This window comes from Curtobacterium sp. MCBA15_005 (genome assembly GCF_001864855.1).
In the GTDB taxonomy this organism is placed as follows: domain Bacteria; phylum Actinomycetota; class Actinomycetes; order Actinomycetales; family Microbacteriaceae; genus Curtobacterium; species Curtobacterium flaccumfaciens.
The window spans coordinates 23235-38798 of the sequence record NZ_MJGL01000026.1 but is presented as its reverse complement, the minus strand read 5'-3'; the positions used below and the strand labels follow the sequence as shown (position 1 = coordinate 38798).

Below are 15564 nucleotides of genomic sequence, written 5' to 3'. Positions count from 1 at the left end.
GCGATGGTCGGCATGCCCTTGTGGTTCGGGGCGAACGAGGCGCCCATCATCACGCCGAACACGGCCAGCTGCACGCCAAGGAACGCGCACGCCATCCCGAACGGCAGGAACCAGAACACGACCGTCAGGTAGATCGCGAACCGCGCCACCAGCAGGGCGCCCTCGATGAGGCGGTGCTTCTTGTCGGCCTTGGTGCCGTTGCCGGTGACGATCGACATCACGGCGTAGCGGTGCAGGTTCAGGCCCTCGAGTGTGAGGAGGGGGAAGAAGAGCCACCCCTGGAAGCGCATGAAGGTCTTCATCGCGCCGCCCTTGACGGCGGCGGCGTCCTCGGGCAGGAACCGGATGCCGTCGGGGGCGATGTCCGGGTCCTTGCCGACGGTGTTGGGGTTGCCGTGGTGGCGGGTGTGCTTGTTCATCCACCACGAGTAGCTCAGGCCCACGAGGAACGTGCCGAGCCAGCGGCCCGCGCGGTCGTTCCACTTCTGGGACTCGAACACCTGACGGTGCGCAGCCTCGTGCGACAGGAACGCGAACTGTGTGAACAGCACGCCCAGCGCGCCGGCCACGATGAGCTGGAACCACGAGTCGCCGAGGAACGCGAACGCGACCCAGGTGAGGGCGAGGCTGCCGACGAGTGCGCCGAACAGTGCCCAGTAGAAACCGGTACGACGGCGCAGGAGGCCGTTCTCCTTCACCTGCGCCAGGAGCGCGGAGTAGGTCGAGTTGCCCTTGCGGGCCCCCGTAGCGGGACGAGTGCGGGTGTAACCCGGAGCGAGCGGAGTGGTGGTCATGTGGACCGCCTTCCGGTACGGAGCGGTCCTTCAACCGGTTCGAGGGAGTTCACGCGATTGCGCTTGCGGCGACCCTAGGGGCCGAACTTGCGTGTTCACCGTGGTGTCCAGAACACGTTGCGTCGTGCACGAACTCAGCCCGCGTGGCGCTCCGGACCGTCCGCGCACCGACCGGACGATGCGCGCAACGTCTGCCCCGGGTACTCCCCGAACCGACGGAAGTACGTCCCCGAGAACCGACCCAGGTGCCGGAAGCCCCAGGCCATCGCGGCCTCGCTGACGCTGGTCTCGTGCCGGCTGCCGGACTCCAGCGCGGCGTGCACCCGGTCGAGCCGCATCCGCAGCAGGAACGTCATCGGCGAGACACCGTGCTCCCGCATGAACGCCGTCTGCAGGGTCCGCGGACTCACACCCACGGCGTCGCAGATGTCGGCCAGGCACAACGTCCGCTCGCAGTGTCCTTCGAGGTAGGCCTCGGCGAGCTCGACCGTCGACGGCGTCACCGCACGGCGGAGGACCGCGGGCGTCCGCACCCCGAAGGCTCCGAGCACGGCCTCGACCAGCGCGACCTGCGCACCGGTCCGGGCGCCGGAGGTGAACCCGTCGCGTGTCGCGGTGACGGCCACCTGCTCGACGCACCGGCGCAGGTGTTCGAGGGCCGCGACGGCGGGCTCAGCACCCCGCGTCGGCAGTTCGGACGCTGCTCCCAGCGACGAGCGCACCTGGTCGAGGAGCGACCGGTCGATGCTCACGAGCTGCAGCGTGCCCTTCGGAGCGCGCACCGAGAACTCCCCGGACGTCGGCATCAGGACGGGCGTGCCCGGGCGGGTCTCGAGGACGACGCCGTCCTTGACGGCGATGCGGACACCGCCGGTGCTCGACCACCCGACGACGATGCGGTCGATGGGCTCGAAGACCCCGGAGAAGCCGGAGGTCGCCGATGCCGTGACGAGGCTCACGCAACCGTCCCGTCGGGTCCGGTAGCGGAACCGGAACGGCAGCCGGAAGGCGTCGTCCTCGACGTCGAACCGCACGTCACGGCCGTGCCCGGCCTGGGCGAGCACGCGTGCGGCGAAGGCCCGGTCGGTACCGGATCGTTCGGTGCGGCGTCGCTGCGCGTCGATCCGCGCGGTGACGGTCCGGGCGCCGTCGGTCCCGTGGACCGCGGTCAGCACGATGCCTCGTCGACGTGCTGTCCGCAGCGGTGTTCGAACCAGGCGCGGGCGTCCTGCAGGCTCGCTCGCCGGTCGTGCTCGTGCAGCGCCGCCATGAGCGTGCAGTCGAAACCGTCCACCGTGCGCTCGATGAAGCCGAGGAGCATGTCCGGGTCCCCCCATGCAGCTGCGGCGTCGACGACCCGCCAGCAGCCGGCGTCGACCGGCTGGACACGGATGTCCGTCGGGTCCGTCGCGGCGAGCGCCCGGATCCGATCGGTGTGGACGACCTGCTGCCAGACGGCAGCCTCGGTCATCACGGTCGTGGATCCCTGGCGGTGTCCCATCGCGCCCTCCCTGTCGGTTCGATGTGGCGCACCGATTTCGACGGCGGTGCACGAGACACTTTCAGTATTGACAGGACGATTCCGGTCATGTCAGGGGTTGACTTCGTACCGCGCAAGGTGGATCATCCGCGGCCTCGATCGGAGCCCTGGGAGCGCGCCATCGGCGGGTCCCGTACGGTCGGCACATGAGCGACGGGAGCAGCGCGACCCAGGATGGCCCGCCCCGACTCTCGCGTGCGGTCCGGGATGCGATGCGGTTCGTCCACGAGCAGGCGGCGACCCACATCACCGTCGCCGACGTCGCCGCGGCCGTGCAGCTGTCGCCGCGGAGCCTGCAGAAGCGGTTCCAGGCCGAGATCGGGCAGTCCCCGGGAACCTTCCTGCGCGCCGTGCGCCTCGAGGGGGTCCGTCGTGACCTGCAGGCGGCGTCCGGTGCGCCGGACCGGCGGACCATCGCGGAGATCGCCGAGCGCTGGCAGTTCAGCAACGCGGGCCGGATGGCCGCGGCGTTCCGCGCGGCGTACGGCATCGCGCCGTCGTCGGCGCTGCGCTCCTTCGTGCCCGAGGACGACGAGGACGGCGCACCGAGCCTGTCGGACCGGAGCCAGCGACGCTTCCGCCTGGTGCTCGACTGCGAGGTCGACGTCGACGACGCGAAGGCGGTGCTCGCCGGTGCCCTGCAACGCGCGGGGGCCGGGCCGTGGCGTGATTACCGACCGGATGGGGGCAGCGAGGACCTGATGGCGTTCCTGCTCGGCAACGCGGTGCGGACGGTGGTGCGTGAGACACCGGGCGTGAGCCTCGTCGCCCTCGATGCGATGCTCCGGGTGCAGGACGAGCAGGGGTCGTACCCGCCCGCAGAGCTGCCGGCCTGGCGCGCCGGCCCACCGCCGAACGTGCCTGCGCCGTCCGGATCGTCCGACACCGACCAGCGCGTAGGATCGAGAGACGGCAGGGAAGGCGCCCATGGATGACGCATTCGAGCGTGCACTCCGTGCGCTCCGGTCGGCAGAGATCGCCGACGACGAACTCAGTCGGCCGTTCGCGCTCGCGCTGCCGATGGGCGGTGTCTCGATCTCGACGTTCGGTGAACTGTGCCCGAGCGAGACCGTGTCCGCGACCGACGACGTCGCCACCCGCGTCGACGAGATCCAGTTCGACCTGTCCGAAGGACCCTGCTGGACCGCGCTGGCGAACGACGCCCCGGTGCTGGAGACCGACGTCGTCCGTCGACCGAACGCCGCGTGGCCCGCCTTCAACGAAGCCGTCCGGAACGAACCCGTCGGCGCGGTCTTCGCGTTCCCGGTCGCGTTCGGGCCGTTCCCGCTCGGCGCGGTCGACGTGTACGTGCCGCAGCCCGCCACGATCGAGGACGACACGGTGCGGCAGGCGATGACCCTCGCCTCGGCCGTCAGCCGTCGGGTCCTGCGCCGGGCACTCCGCTCCATCGCGGACGAGGACGACGCACTTCTCGATCGGAGCCCGTCGTCGCGGCGCGTGGTGCACCAGGCCACCGGGGTCGTGCTCGCGCAGCTCGACATCAGCCCCGAGGACGCCTACCTGCTGCTGCAGGGCCACGCCTTCGCCCGCCGGACGACGATGCGGCGGGTGGCGGAGGAGATCCTCGACGGCACGGTCCGGTTCGAGAAGCGAGGCGACCTGATCGAGGAGGTCCAGTGACGACGGCAGGCAGAGAAGCCCTGATCCTCGAGACGTTCACGTCGCTCGCCGACACCCTGGTGGACGCGTACGACGTCGTGGAACTGCTGCAGACCCTGGTCGAGACGTGCGCCGACGTGCTCGGAATCGACGCCGCGGGCATCCTGCTGGCGAACGACGACCAGGAACTCGAGGTCGTGGCCTCCACCTCCGAGGCGACCCGTCTCGTCGAGGTGCTGCAGCTCGACGCCGAGGCCGGCCCCTGCATGACCTCGTTCGCGACCGGACGGGTCGTGACGTGCCCGGACATCGAGGTCGCACCGGCGGATTGGGCGATGTTCCGCACGGGTGCGCTCGCGCTCGGGTTCCGGTCCGTGCACGCCGTCCCGCTCCGGCTGGGGAGCAACGTCATCGGCACGCTCAACCTGTTCGGGGCCGGCGTCGGTGCCCTCACGGAGTCGGACCTGCGCGTCGCCCGGGCCCTGGCGGACGTGGCGACGATCGGCATCCTGCACGAACGGTCCCTGCGCGAGCACGAGATCGTCCGCGCGCAGCTGCAGCGGACCATCGGGTCGCGCGAGGTGATCGAGCAGGCCAAGGGCGTCGTGTCGTACCTGCGCGGCGTCTCGATCGAGGACGCCTTCGCGGTGATCCGCGGGTACGCGCTCGAGCACCACGAGCCGCTCTCCGAGGTCGCCCGCGCGATCGTGCAGCGCCGACTCGTCCCCTGACGACCACGAGCGAGCACGGCCCGGCCGGTCCGACGCGTCCGGTGAGTCCCGCCCGCTACGGTGAGCGGATGGGCAAGGTCACGCTGCAGGACGTCGCCGCACACGCCGGCGTCTCGATGAAGACCGTGTCCAACGTCGTCCGCGGCTACCAGCACGTCAGCGACCCGATGCGCAGCCGGGTGCAGGCCGCGATCGACGAGCTGGGCTACCGCCCGAACGTCTCGGGGCGGTCCCTGGCGACCGGACGCTCGAACATGCTCGCCTTCGCGTTCCCCGACCTGCGGCGTCCGTACTTCGCCGAACTGGCCCACGTGTTCTCGCGGGTGTGCGCCGACCGCGGCTACCAGCTCCTGCTCGAGGAGACCGGCGGCGACCCCGACGGTGAACGCTCAGCGGTGCGGGGACGCGAGGCCGGTGTGGTCGACGGGGTCGTGATCCACCCGCAGGTGCTCACACCCGAGGCCATCGACCGGATCCGCGGGGACACCGCCGTGGTGTTCCTCGGCGAGGACGTCCGGCCCCCGCACGCAGACCAGGTCGTGATCGACAACGCCGGGGCCGCCACCGAGGCCGTCGCGCACCTGGTGGCGCTCGGCTGCCGCCGCATCGGGTTCTTCGGGCACGAGACCGGCCCGTCGTCGCGCACCTCCGGACTGCGTCTGGACGGCTACCGTGCCGGACTCGTCGCCGCGGGTCTGCCGCTCGACGACGCGTTGCTGGTCCCCCGCGAGGTCGGTGACGCCGCCGGTGCCGAGGTCGCCTTCGGCGCCGCGCTCGACGCCGGACTCCGCGTCGACGGTCTGCTCTGCCGCGATGACCTGGCCGCGCTCGGGGCGCTCCGGGCGATGCGCCTGCGCGGCCTGGACGCCCCCGGCGACGTCGCCGTCGTCGGGTGGGACGCGGTCGGACTCGGGTCGAGCCTGGTGCCGAGCCTCACCTCCGTCGCGCCCGACACGGTGGCCCTCGCCGACACCGCGCTCGACCTGCTGGTCGAGCGGATGGACGGCTCAGACGTGCCCGGCCGGCTGGTCACGGTCGGCCACCGCCTGCTCGTCGGCGAGAGCGCGCCGTACGCGGACGGCACGTCCGACCGGGCGGCGCACCAGAGCGCGTGAACGGCGGACTGGAGGCCCGTGGCGGTGCCGCCACCCCTCCCTCGCAGGCTCGGTCGGCGCGGCCCGCGTGCCGCTGGCGCGACACTGCTGAGCGAGCCGCGCCCGTCCGCCTTTCCCCCGTCGACTGCCGTCAGCGGCCTGCGGGAGCCGACTCCCCCGGGTGCACGCTGCCGAGCAGCTCGACGACGACGTCCCGCAGGGCGTCGGGCAGGCCCACGGTGCCGAGCTCGACGATGCGGTCCGCACGCGGCAGGTCCTTCACCACGACCTCCCACGCCTCGAGCTTCTCCGGGTTGCCGGCCTGCGCGCCCTCGAGGACCCACCGCACGGCCTCCCGCGCGTCGACACCGACGACCGGAGCGCCGACCAGCGTGACCGATCCGCCCGACGCCGAGTCGACGGACAGGTCGACCGAGAACCGGTCGGCCGCACGTGCCGACGTCGGTTGCCCGTCGACCGGCGCGGCGAGGAACGTGATCCGCCAGTCGCGGTGGGCGGGGACGACGTCGAGGACCCCGGTGGCGGCGTGCACCCGGAACTCGGCGTGCGCTGGGTCCCAGGTCAGGCGGGTCCGGGCGGTGCGGCTGCCCTCGCCCTCGTGGTCCTCGACCAGGGTGAACTCGCCGGGCGCACCCGGCGCGACGAGGACCTCGAACGCCGTCGGGTTGACGGTGGCGTCGAGCTGGTCGGCCGCCGCGAGCGGCAGGATCCCACCGGCGCGCAGCAGGACCGGCACCGTGTCGAGCGTGCGGTGCAGGTCCACGAACCGGTCGCCCGCGTACACCGTGCCGGTGAAGACGTCGGTCCAGGTGCCGGGCGGCAGCCAGGCCCGGGCGACCCCGCGCCGGCTGACCGGGTCGCGCGGCGTCACGATCGGGGCGACGAGCAGCTCCGAACCGAACGCGTAGGTGTTCGGCACCCGGTACGCCTCGTCGCGGCGCGGCTCCAGGTGGTACAGCGGCCGGACCAGTGCGGTGCCCTCGGCGGTGCCGTGGTTCATGGTGTGCAGGTACGGCACCAGGCGGTGACGGAAGCGGAGTGCCTCGCCCATCGCGGCGCGGGCCTCGGCGGGGAACACCCACGGCTCCTTGCGGATGAACGGGTTGTTCGCGGAGTGCAGGCGCATGATCGGTGAGAACACCCCGAACTGCACCCAGCGGGTGGCGAGCTCGTCGTCGCGGACGCCACGGGTGTGGCCGCCGATGTCATGGCTCCACCAGGGGTAGCCGATGTTCGCGGCGGTGGCGGTGAACTCGGGCTGGAACGCCAGGGACGCCCACGACACGACGGCATCGCCGGAGAACCCGACGGCGTACCGGTGGCTGCCGGGGCCGGCGTAGCGCGAGAAGGTCATGCCGTCGACGGGGGCTGCTGTTCCTTCGTCGTCTGGAGCCGTGTCCGCGCCGTCGTCAGGCCTTGCGTCGGCGTCACCCGATGCCGCGTGCCGCGCCGAGTCGAGCAGGTGGAAGTGGTTGAGCAGCCACAGCGGGTCGACCCCGGGCAGCCCGGTCTCACGGCCCTGCTGCCAGTCGATCCACCAGAAGTCGACGCCCTGCTCCTCGAGCGGGCGGTGCAGCTGTTCGAAGTAGGCCTGCAGGAACCGGCGGTCCGTCGGGTCGAATGGGATCGGCTGCTCGGTCTCCGGGTCGACGCCCATCGCCCGGGCCACCGCGGGGTAGGCGTCCTCGAACGCCCGGACACCGTCGGCCGGGTGCAGGTTCAACGTCGTGCGCATCCCCCGGCGGTGCAGTTCGGCGAGGAACGCCCGCGGGTCCGGGAACAGCGACGGCTCCCACGAGTACCCCGTCCAGCCGTTGCCGAAGCGCGGCGGGACGGAGTCCACCCGGTGCCAGTCCATGTCGATGACGGCGACCGAGAACGGCAGGTGTTCGTCGGCGAAGCGGTCCAGCAGCTCGAGGTACGAGGTGTCGCTGTACGGGTGGTACCGGCTCCACCAGTTGCCGAGTGCCCACCGCGGCATCCGCGACGGCGGCCCGGAGACGGCATGGTAGGTGCGGAGCGCGGCGTCGTAGTCGCGGCCGTACGCGAAGACCGTGACGTCGCGGCGCCCGGGGACCCGCGTGCCGATCCAGCCGTCGTCGGCGAACAGGAACGACTCGCTGTCGTCGAGCGCGGTGATGCCGTCACGGGCCAGGATCCCCGGTTCGAGCGGCATCCGGCCGTCGACGTCGTCGAGGGTGCGGCCGGTGCCGCCGAGGTCGCGCGGCTCCTGTCCCCAGCGCCAGCGGTTGGCGTCCGGGCCGGTGGTCTCGACGACCAGGCCGCTCGGGCTGAAGGGACGGCCGTCGTAGCGCAGGCGGGCGCGGTCGGTGGTGACGACGACGCCGGCGGCGGTGCCGGTGCCGTCGGCGGCGGCCGTCCGCTCCACGGTGAACGCCGGCACGGGCAGGCGGCGGCGCATCGCGAAGGTCGATGCGCGGTCCTCGAACCCGCCGTCGTCGCTCCACTCGATGCGGAAGGCCCCGGCGTCGAGCACGGTGATGCGCCAGTGGTCGCCGGTGACGACGGCTGCGGGGTCGGCGACCGGGTCCGAACCCGGGAACGGACGGATGGTGGGGAGGACCGCCCCGGTGGTGCCGGTGGTGCTGCTGCCGGTGGTGCTGCTGCTCACGTGGTGCCTCTCAGCTCTTGACCGCGCCCTGCGTCACGCCGCTGATGACCCAGCGCTGCGCGAACAGGTAGACGATGATCGTGGGCGCCATCGCCATCAGGTACGAGGCGAAGGCGACGTTGTAGTTGGTGCCGAACTGACTCTGGAAGATGTTCTGCACCACGGGCAGGGTCTGCAACCCCGGATCCGCCGTGATGAGCGACGGCATCATGAAGTCGTTCCACGATGCCAGGAACGCGAAGATGCCGACCGTCGCGTTCATCGGGCCGAGGAGCGGCAGGATGATCCGCCAGAAGATCTGCCACGTGGACGCCCCGTCGATGCGGGCGCTCTCCTCGAGTTCGACCGGGATCGACCGCAGGTACGCCGAGTAGAGCAGCACGCTGAACGACAGTTGGAACATGGCGTGCAGGATCCCGACGCCGATCGGGTTGTCGAGGCCGATCTCGGCGGTCAGCTTGATCTGCGGCAGCGCCACCACCGGGAACGGCAGGAACATCGCCGCGAGCAGGTAGACGAACGAGTACCGGAAGAACCGCTTGTGCCAGTTCCGGACGATCGCGTACGAGGCGAACGAGCTGAGCAGCAGCGTCGCGACGACGGTGAGCGCCGCGACGCCCAGGGACACCGAGAAGGACACCGGGAACCGGGTCAGCTGCCAGGCCTCGGCGAAGGAGCCCGGGTTGAACGGGAACGGCAGCGAGAGCGCGTTGCCGTCGACGGACTGCTCGGTCGTCTTGAACGCCATCGAGAGCGTCACGTACAGCGGGATGAGCACGGTCAGCGACGCGAGGCCGAGGACCACGGTCAGCGTCCAGTTCGTGCCGCCCAGTCGTCGGCGGTGGCCGCGGCCGGAACGTCCGCCGCCGGCGGTGGCCACGGCGCGGGTGTCGGTCGGGGGTCGTGTGTCGATGGCGGTCATGCGAGTCGCAGGTTCCTTCCGCGGGTCGCCGCGAGCTGCAGCACGGAGATGAGGACGGTGATGATGAAGAACACGGTCGCGTTCGCCATCTGGTAGGCGTAGTCGCCGCCGGTGAAGCCGCCGAAGATGGTCATCGCGACACTGCTCGTCGCGCTGCCGGGGCCGCCGTTGGTCAGACCGACGATCACGTCGTAGGCACCGAGGTAGCCCTTCACGCCGAGCACGGTGTTGATGACGATGAAGCCGCCGAGCAGCGGGAGCGTGATCGAGCGGAGCTGCTTCCAGCCGGTCGCGCCGTCGAGCGCACTGGCCTCGTACAGCTCCTCGGGGATCGACGTCAGGCCCGCCGTGTAGATGAGGAGCGCGCCGGGCACTGTCTGCCAGGCGGACACGATCACGATCGCGAGCCAGGCGAGGTTGGGGTCGCCGAGGATGCTCTGCTCGAGCGGGCCGAAACCGACGCTCGTGGCCAGGGCCGGCACGGTGTTCGAGAACAGGAAGTTGAACACGTAGGCGACGATGATCCCCGAGATCACCATCGGGATGACGAACACCGACCGCAACCCGGCGGCGAACCGGATCTTCTTCGCCAGGGCGATCGCCAGGGACAGCGCGACGACCTGCGTGACGACGACGGTGACGGCCGCGAAGCCGAGCGTGAAGCCGTACGACGCCAGGATCGCCGGGTCGGAGACGAGCGCCCTGTAGTTCTCGACGCCGATGAAGTCCCACTGCCCGAACCCCAGGTAGTCGGTGAAGCTGTAGAAGACGCCGACGCAGGCGGGGGCGACGACGAACGCCGTGAAGAGCACGAGGGCCGGCACGAGGAACAGGTAGTACATGCCCTCCGTCCGGTGGAGGGAACCCACACGACGGTGCGTACGGGACGCCGCGGTCGCCGGTCCGGACGTTGCCGGGTCGGTGTCGCGGGAGAGCGGGGTCTGCATGGTCATGGTGGCTCCTGTGTCCTGGTCCGGCTCAGACCGTCGCGGAACGGCCGGCGAGCCGCCGCCAGTCCGAGTCGAGCCGCTGCAGCATCGAGGTGAAGTCCCCGCTCCGGATCGCCGACTGCAGGTAGTTGCCGAGCGGGATCGACGTGGGGATGAAGGTGCCGGCGCCCTGGTAGAACGCGGCGTCGTCGACGTACTGCTGCAGGCCGGCGAGGCGCTCGTCCTGCTGCGGCGGTGCGTCGATGCGGGGCGAGTACGCCAGGTTGTCGCGGTTGTAGGCGTCGATGACCTCGGGCTGCATGAGGAACTCGACGAGCTCCTTCGCCTGCTCCGGGTGCTCGGACGCCGTGGGGATCCAGAGCCCGAGGTCGATGTTGACCCGGGCCTTGCGGTCGGTCGGGTCGTTCGACACCGGCAGGGCGAAGGTGCCGACGGGCAGCTCCTCGTCGATCAGCGCGATCTGCCCGAGCGCCCACGGGCCCTGCAGGTACATCGCGGCCTCGCCCTTGCCGAACGCCAGGTTGCCGTCGGCGTAGGCGCGGGTGGCGTGGTCGCGGTTGAAGAACGACGAGATGGTCTTCGCGCGCTCCATCGGCACCGCGAAGTCCTTCTCGAACGACACCTCGGAGTCGGGGCCGACGTCGGCGCCGAGGGCCTTCATCTTGCGGAAGAACGAGCCGGTGTCGACGAGGCTGCCCACCGAGTAGTCGAACAGGCCCTGCCAGAGCGTCCAGGTGTCCCGGTCGGTGGCGTAGATCGGCGTGATGCCGGCCTTCTGCAGCGTCCGGCAGACCTCGACGAACTCGTCCCACGTCGTCGGGACCGGCAGGTCGTGCTCGGCGAAGATCCGCTTGTTGTAGATCACCCCGGCCGCCGCGAGCGAGTACGGCAGCACGCTCGTGCGGTCCTCGAACTTCGCGTACTGGTTCGTCAGGGTGTCGATGTCCGGTCGGACCCGCGCTGCCGACGGCAGGTCGCTGAGGTCGCTGAGCACGCCGCGCGAGATGTACCGGGCGAGCTCGAGGTTGTCGTTGAAGCACCCGACGTCCGCCGGTTCGCCGCGCACGAACTGCGGGGCGATGGCCGCCGTGCTGTCGTGCACGACCGAGATGCCGGTGTGCTCCCCCTCGAACTCCCGCAGCAGCTTGTCGAAGTACGCGATGACCTCCTGCTTCTGCTCGTAGAAGCGGAGCGTCGTGGCACCACCGGCGGCACGCCCCGGGGTCGCGCACCCGGCGAGTGCCATCGTGCCGAGTGCGATGCCACCGGCCGCGCCCGCGAGGAACCCCCGCCGGCTCACCGCCGCCTGGAGTGTTGCGGTCCTGCTTCCCACCATCGGGTCTCTCCCTCGTTGCGCATCGTCGCGCAGGGTCCTGTTTACAGCGCTGTAAAGCGTACGTCAACGTTGTAATCGCGTGTGGCAGTGGTCGATGCGCCCCACGGACGGGAGGCACGGTGCCAGCCCGCCCCGCGCCTCCCGGCCGCCGCACCGCGCGTCCACGGCCGCGAGCCGCCGCCTGGTGCGAGGTTGCGCACTCCGTGCGGCGCCCGCAGCGCCGCACGGAGTGGGGAACCTCGCACGGAGCGTGCCGCACCCTCGGGACGAGCACGGCCGCTGGGACGGACACGGCACGGAGCTGGCAGGATCGTCTGATGGCTGAGGACGAACGGGACATCGCACTCCGGGTGGGGCACGAGGAGCTCCGCATCCGCGGGGTCTACGAGACCATCAGCATCATCAACGACGTGATGGTCGCGCTCTGGTTCATCGTCGGCAGCGTCCTCTTCTTCTCCGAGAGCACCACGACGGCCGGCACGTGGCTGTTCCTGATCGGGAGCATCCAGCTGCTCATCCGTCCCGTGATCCGGCTGTCGCGGAGACTCCACCTCGGACGGGTCGGCCGGGGGAACCCCACGGAGTCCGCGCGCGATTTCTGAACCACGACACGCCTGGGCGAACACACAGGATCGCGAGCAGGCACCATGGACTGCATGGCAAGCACCACTCCTCCCCTGCCCGGACCCGTGACCACGACGCCGCAGTTGCGGCGGTGGGTGTTCTGGCCCGCCGCCGTCATCGTGCTGGGGTTCGTGGCCTTCACCCTGATCTCCCCCTCCACCGCCGAGGCGCTGTTCCTCGGTCTGCAGGACGGCATCGTCAAGAACTTCAGCTGGTACTACGTGCTGATCGCCGCGTTCTTCGTCGGCTTCTCGCTGTTCGTCGGCTTCAGCCGCTTCGGTGACATCAAGCTCGGCAAGGACCAGGACGAGCCCGAGTTCTCGACCGGTTCGTGGTTCGCACTGCTCTTTGCCGCCGGCATGGGCATCGGCCTCGTCTTCTACGGGGTCTCCGAGCCCCTCAGCCACTTCGCTTCCCCGCGCCCCGGCGTCACCGGCAACGAGAAGGAGCTCGCGCAGCAGGCACTGACCCAGACGTTCCTGCACTGGGGCCTGCACGCGTGGGCGATCTACGTCGTCCTCGGCCTGGCCCTGGCGTACGCGATCCACCGCCGGGGTCGTCCGGTGTCGATCCGCTGGGCCCTCGAACCGCTGCTCGGCAACCGCGTGCGCGGCGGCTGGGGCAACCTGATCGACGTGATCGCCCTGGTCGGCACGCTCTTCGGCGTCGCGACCTCGCTCGGCCTCGGCGTCATCCAGATCGGTGCCGGGCTCGAGAGCGCCGGCATCGCCGACAGCAGCATCGTCAGCCAGATCGCGATCATCGCGGTGATCACCGCCGTCACGATCGTCTCGCTCGTCACCGGTGTGACCAAGGGCATGAAGATCCTGTCGAACTTCAACCTGCTGCTCGCCGCTGCACTGCTGCTCTTCGTGCTCATCGTCGGCCCGACGCAGTTCCTGCTCCGTGACTTCGTGCAGTCGATCGGCTCCTACCTGCAGAACATCGTCGGCCTGTCGTTCAACGTCACCGCCCAGCAGGGTGCCGAGGGCGAGGCCTGGCAGGGCGCCTGGACCACCTTCTACTGGGGATGGTGGATGTCGTGGGCGCCGTTCGTCGGTGTCTTCATCGCCCGCATCTCCAAGGGCCGCACCGTCCGACAGTTCGTGTTCGGTGTGCTGCTCGTGCCGACCGCACTCACGTTCCTGTGGTTCGCCGTCCTCGGCGGCACCGCGATCCACCGCCAGACCGACGGCTCGGGCGGCCTGATCGGCTCGGACGGCTCGGTCGACATCGAGGGGTCGCTGTTCGCGGTCCTCGGCGACCTGCCCGCCGGCATGGTCCTGACCTACGGCGCGATCCTGCTCATCGGCGTGTTCTTCGTGACCTCGTCGGACTCGGGGTCGCTCGTGATGGCGATGATCGCGTCGGGCGGTGACATCGAGCCGAAGAACTGGCTGCGGGTCTTCTTCGCCGGTGTCGCTGCACTGCTCGCCGTCGCCCTGCTGCTCAGCGGTGGACTGAACGCGCTGAAGACGGCGGCGATCACGACCGCGTTGCCGTTCAGCATCGTCCTGTTGCTCACCTGTTGGTCGACGATCATCGCCTTCACCCGCGAGCGCCGTGCCTACGACAAGGCCGAGCGCGAGGTCCTGCTCGAGCACGTCGGCGCCTACTACGGCCTCGAGGTCGAGGCGCCGACCGAGCGTCCGGCACGGTCCGGCCTCGGCCGTCCGTGGGCCGCGGTGAAGAACCGCGTGCGCGGTGGCCGCGGAACCGCCTCCCCGACGGTGGAGGCCGGCGCGCTCGACGACTTCCCGGTGCGGCCGTCGTCGGTCTCGGCCGACCCGGCGGTCGACCCGAGCCTCGACGCGCGTCCGACGTCGGACGACGGGCCCGCGACGGAGCAGCCCGAACGCTGACGCGGCGCTCGGCGCGGCGCGGCAGGCGCCACGCGCCGTGTGGTGCGAGGTTCCGTTCTCGGTGCGACGAACGTGCCCTCGCACCGGAGACGGAACCGCGCACGGGCGGTCGACGCAACCACCTGACGGACGGGAGGCGCGGTGCCAGCTGGCACCGTGCCTCCTGTCCGTCAGTGCGTCAGGTGTCGGTCCGTGCGGACGCGACCTCGAGGGTCACGACGACCGCCACCACGGCGAGCGCCGTGACCGGCAGCGACACCGCCGGCACCGCGATCGACGCGAGGACCACGAGTACCAGGGCCACCACGACGGCGTTGGCCCGTGCCGACAGCGACGGCCGGATCGCGAGCGCCCAGATCGACAGCACGAACACGGCGACCGGCACCGCGACGGTCGCGGCGACCGAGGCGGACGACAGCTCGACGTGGCCAGCGTCGGCGCTGACCGCGACCTCGATGCCGGCCGGCAGGGCACCGGCGGCGGCGAAGACGAAGTAGTGGCCGTAGCCGAACACGAGCGCGGTGGGCAGCGAGCGGATGTGCGCGTGCTGCTCGCGGGAGAAGTAGATCCACCACATGCCGACGGTGATCACGAGCCCGCAACCCGCGAGCGCCAGCAGGGCTCCGAGGTGCTCGGTGTGCGCGACGGCGTCGATCACCGCGCCGGCCGAGGCCACCAGCCCCTCGCCCAGGACGATGAGGGTGAACAGGGAGAACCGTTCGGCCAGGTGCCGGGTGTGCCAGGGGGCTGTCCCCGTCGAGGTCTGCGCCCAGATCGGCACGGAGAGCTCGGCGAGCACGAGGAACGGTGCCGCGTAGGACCAGACGTCGTCGGGCAGGGCCAGGGAGACCACCCAGAGCACCTGCACGACCGTGATGCCGACGGCGTGCAGGGTGGCGGTCCGGCGGTGGCGGGTGGAGGACGCGGCGGCGCGGATCCACTGCCCGACCAGGGCCAGCCGCATGACGACGTAGCCGATGATGCCGATCGTGAAGTCGTTCTCGACCATGGCCGCGTGCACCCCGGCGGCGAGGACGAGCACCCCGGCCATCTGCACGAAGGTCATCACGCGGTAGAGCCAGTCGTCGGTGTCGAACGACGTGGCGAACCACGTGAAGTTCATCCAGGCCCACCAGATCGAGAAGAACACCAGCCCGTAGGCCAGGACGGCGGAGGTGACGTGTCCCTCGAGCTCGATCTCGTGCAGGTTCGTGGCGGCGAAGCCCACCGCGACGACGAACACCAGGTCGAACAGGAGCTCGAGGGGGCTCGCCGCCCGGTGTCGCTGGTCGGGGTCGCGCGGCACCATCCGGCGGAGTCCGATGGTCGGCATGGGGCCAACGGTAGGGCATCCCCAGAACGCGGACCACTGACGGCGGGACCGGCCCTGCCGATCTGTCCGTGTGCAGGCCCCGCACCACCAGACCAGCCCGTCTCG

At 70.8% G+C, this 15564-nt stretch carries 14 protein-coding genes; 6 read left to right on the top strand and 8 right to left on the bottom strand.

Annotated elements, in window-relative coordinates; genetic code table 11:
• The 3 genes from BIU89_RS11905 to BIU89_RS18145 form a co-directional block, all read right to left on the bottom strand.
• A partial coding sequence (locus BIU89_RS11905; RefSeq protein WP_071246788.1) for a fatty acid desaturase family protein occupies positions 1–794 on the bottom strand: 794 nt, incomplete at its 3' end.
• A gap of 134 nt (positions 795–928) precedes the next feature.
• On the bottom strand, positions 929–1969 hold the full coding sequence (locus BIU89_RS11900) for an AraC family transcriptional regulator (protein ID WP_071246786.1): 1041 nt from the start codon (positions 1967–1969) through the stop codon (positions 929–931).
• Positions 1963–2295: a hypothetical protein gene (locus BIU89_RS18145; RefSeq protein ID WP_071246784.1), complete on the bottom strand. Its 333-nt coding sequence runs from the start codon at positions 2293–2295 to the stop codon at positions 1963–1965. Before BIU89_RS18145 ends, BIU89_RS11900 begins: the two co-directional genes overlap by 7 nt.
• 185 nt (positions 2296–2480) lie before the next feature.
• On the opposite strand from BIU89_RS18145, the gene BIU89_RS11890 reads away from it, so the two are divergent.
• From BIU89_RS11890 to BIU89_RS11875, 4 genes are all read left to right on the top strand, one after another.
• Positions 2481–3269, top strand: coding sequence for a helix-turn-helix transcriptional regulator (locus BIU89_RS11890; RefSeq protein ID WP_071246782.1), 789 nt, complete (start codon positions 2481–2483; stop codon positions 3267–3269).
• On the top strand, positions 3262–3975 hold the full coding sequence (locus tag BIU89_RS11885) for a GAF and ANTAR domain-containing protein (protein ID WP_083404339.1): 714 nt from the start codon (positions 3262–3264) through the stop codon (positions 3973–3975). The genes BIU89_RS11890 and BIU89_RS11885 overlap by 8 nt, the downstream gene beginning before the upstream one ends.
• Complete coding sequence (locus BIU89_RS11880) at positions 3972–4685, top strand: GAF and ANTAR domain-containing protein (protein WP_071246780.1); 714 nt, start codon at positions 3972–3974, stop codon at positions 4683–4685. Before BIU89_RS11885 ends, BIU89_RS11880 begins: the two co-directional genes overlap by 4 nt.
• Positions 4686–4753: 68 nt before the next feature.
• Positions 4754–5800: a LacI family DNA-binding transcriptional regulator gene (locus BIU89_RS11875; RefSeq protein ID WP_083404338.1), complete on the top strand. Its 1047-nt coding sequence runs from the start codon at positions 4754–4756 to the stop codon at positions 5798–5800.
• Between the two features lie 130 nt (positions 5801–5930).
• Here the strand turns inward: BIU89_RS11875 and BIU89_RS11870 are convergent, their stop codons facing one another.
• The 4 genes from BIU89_RS11870 to BIU89_RS11855 are packed head-to-tail and all read right to left on the bottom strand — an operon-like array spanning position 5931 to position 11604.
• Positions 5931–8432: a glycoside hydrolase family 31 protein gene (locus BIU89_RS11870; protein WP_083404337.1), complete on the bottom strand. Its 2502-nt coding sequence runs from the start codon at positions 8430–8432 to the stop codon at positions 5931–5933.
• Positions 8433–8442: 10 nt separating this feature from the next.
• Positions 8443–9354 carry a carbohydrate ABC transporter permease gene (locus BIU89_RS11865; protein WP_139179021.1) on the bottom strand — a complete coding sequence of 304 codons (912 nt, stop codon included), beginning with the start codon at positions 9352–9354 and terminating at the stop codon, positions 8443–8445.
• Complete coding sequence (locus tag BIU89_RS11860) at positions 9351–10307, bottom strand: carbohydrate ABC transporter permease (RefSeq protein WP_071246778.1); 957 nt, start codon at positions 10305–10307, stop codon at positions 9351–9353. The genes BIU89_RS11865 and BIU89_RS11860 overlap by 4 nt, the downstream gene beginning before the upstream one ends.
• 25 nt (positions 10308–10332) lie before the next feature.
• Positions 10333–11604 carry an ABC transporter substrate-binding protein gene (locus BIU89_RS11855; RefSeq protein ID WP_083404336.1) on the bottom strand — a complete coding sequence of 424 codons (1272 nt, stop codon included), beginning with the start codon at positions 11602–11604 and terminating at the stop codon, positions 10333–10335.
• A gap of 353 nt (positions 11605–11957) precedes the next feature.
• Here BIU89_RS11855 and BIU89_RS11850 point away from each other — a divergent pair, with 353 nt between their 5' ends.
• On the top strand, positions 11958–12242 hold the full coding sequence (locus BIU89_RS11850; protein WP_027464831.1) for a YrhK family protein: 285 nt from the start codon (positions 11958–11960) through the stop codon (positions 12240–12242).
• 54 nt (positions 12243–12296) lie between these two features.
• On the top strand, positions 12297–14126 hold the full coding sequence (locus BIU89_RS11845; RefSeq protein ID WP_254791614.1) for a BCCT family transporter: 1830 nt from the start codon (positions 12297–12299) through the stop codon (positions 14124–14126).
• Positions 14127–14304: 178 nt separating this feature from the next.
• Here the strand turns inward: BIU89_RS11845 and BIU89_RS11840 are convergent, their stop codons facing one another.
• Positions 14305–15459, bottom strand: a complete 1155-nt coding sequence (locus BIU89_RS11840) for a low temperature requirement protein A (protein WP_175475015.1) — start codon at positions 15457–15459, stop codon at positions 14305–14307.
• Between the last annotated feature and the right edge of the window lie 105 nt (positions 15460–15564).

Bases quoted from the DNA above. Each gene is read 5' to 3' on its own strand.
- BIU89_RS11875 (WP_083404338.1), top strand. From the start codon at position 4,754: ATGGGCAAGGTCACGCTGCAGGACGTCGCCGCACACGCCGGCGTCTCG.
- BIU89_RS11845 (WP_254791614.1), top strand. From the start codon at position 12,297: ATGGCAAGCACCACTCCTCCCCTGCCCGGACCCGTGACCACGACGCCG.
- BIU89_RS11890 (WP_071246782.1), top strand. From the start codon at position 2,481: ATGAGCGACGGGAGCAGCGCGACCCAGGATGGCCCGCCCCGACTCTCG.
- BIU89_RS18145 (WP_071246784.1), bottom strand. From the start codon at position 2,295: ATGGGACACCGCCAGGGATCCACGACCGTGATGACCGAGGCTGCCGTC.
- BIU89_RS11860 (WP_071246778.1), bottom strand. From the start codon at position 10,307: ATGACCATGCAGACCCCGCTCTCCCGCGACACCGACCCGGCAACGTCC.
- BIU89_RS11840 (WP_175475015.1), bottom strand. From the start codon at position 15,459: ATGCCGACCATCGGACTCCGCCGGATGGTGCCGCGCGACCCCGACCAG.
- BIU89_RS11850 (WP_027464831.1), top strand. From the start codon at position 11,958: ATGGCTGAGGACGAACGGGACATCGCACTCCGGGTGGGGCACGAGGAG.
- BIU89_RS11885 (WP_083404339.1), top strand. From the start codon at position 3,262: ATGGATGACGCATTCGAGCGTGCACTCCGTGCGCTCCGGTCGGCAGAG.
- BIU89_RS11865 (WP_139179021.1), bottom strand. From the start codon at position 9,354: ATGACCGCCATCGACACACGACCCCCGACCGACACCCGCGCCGTGGCC.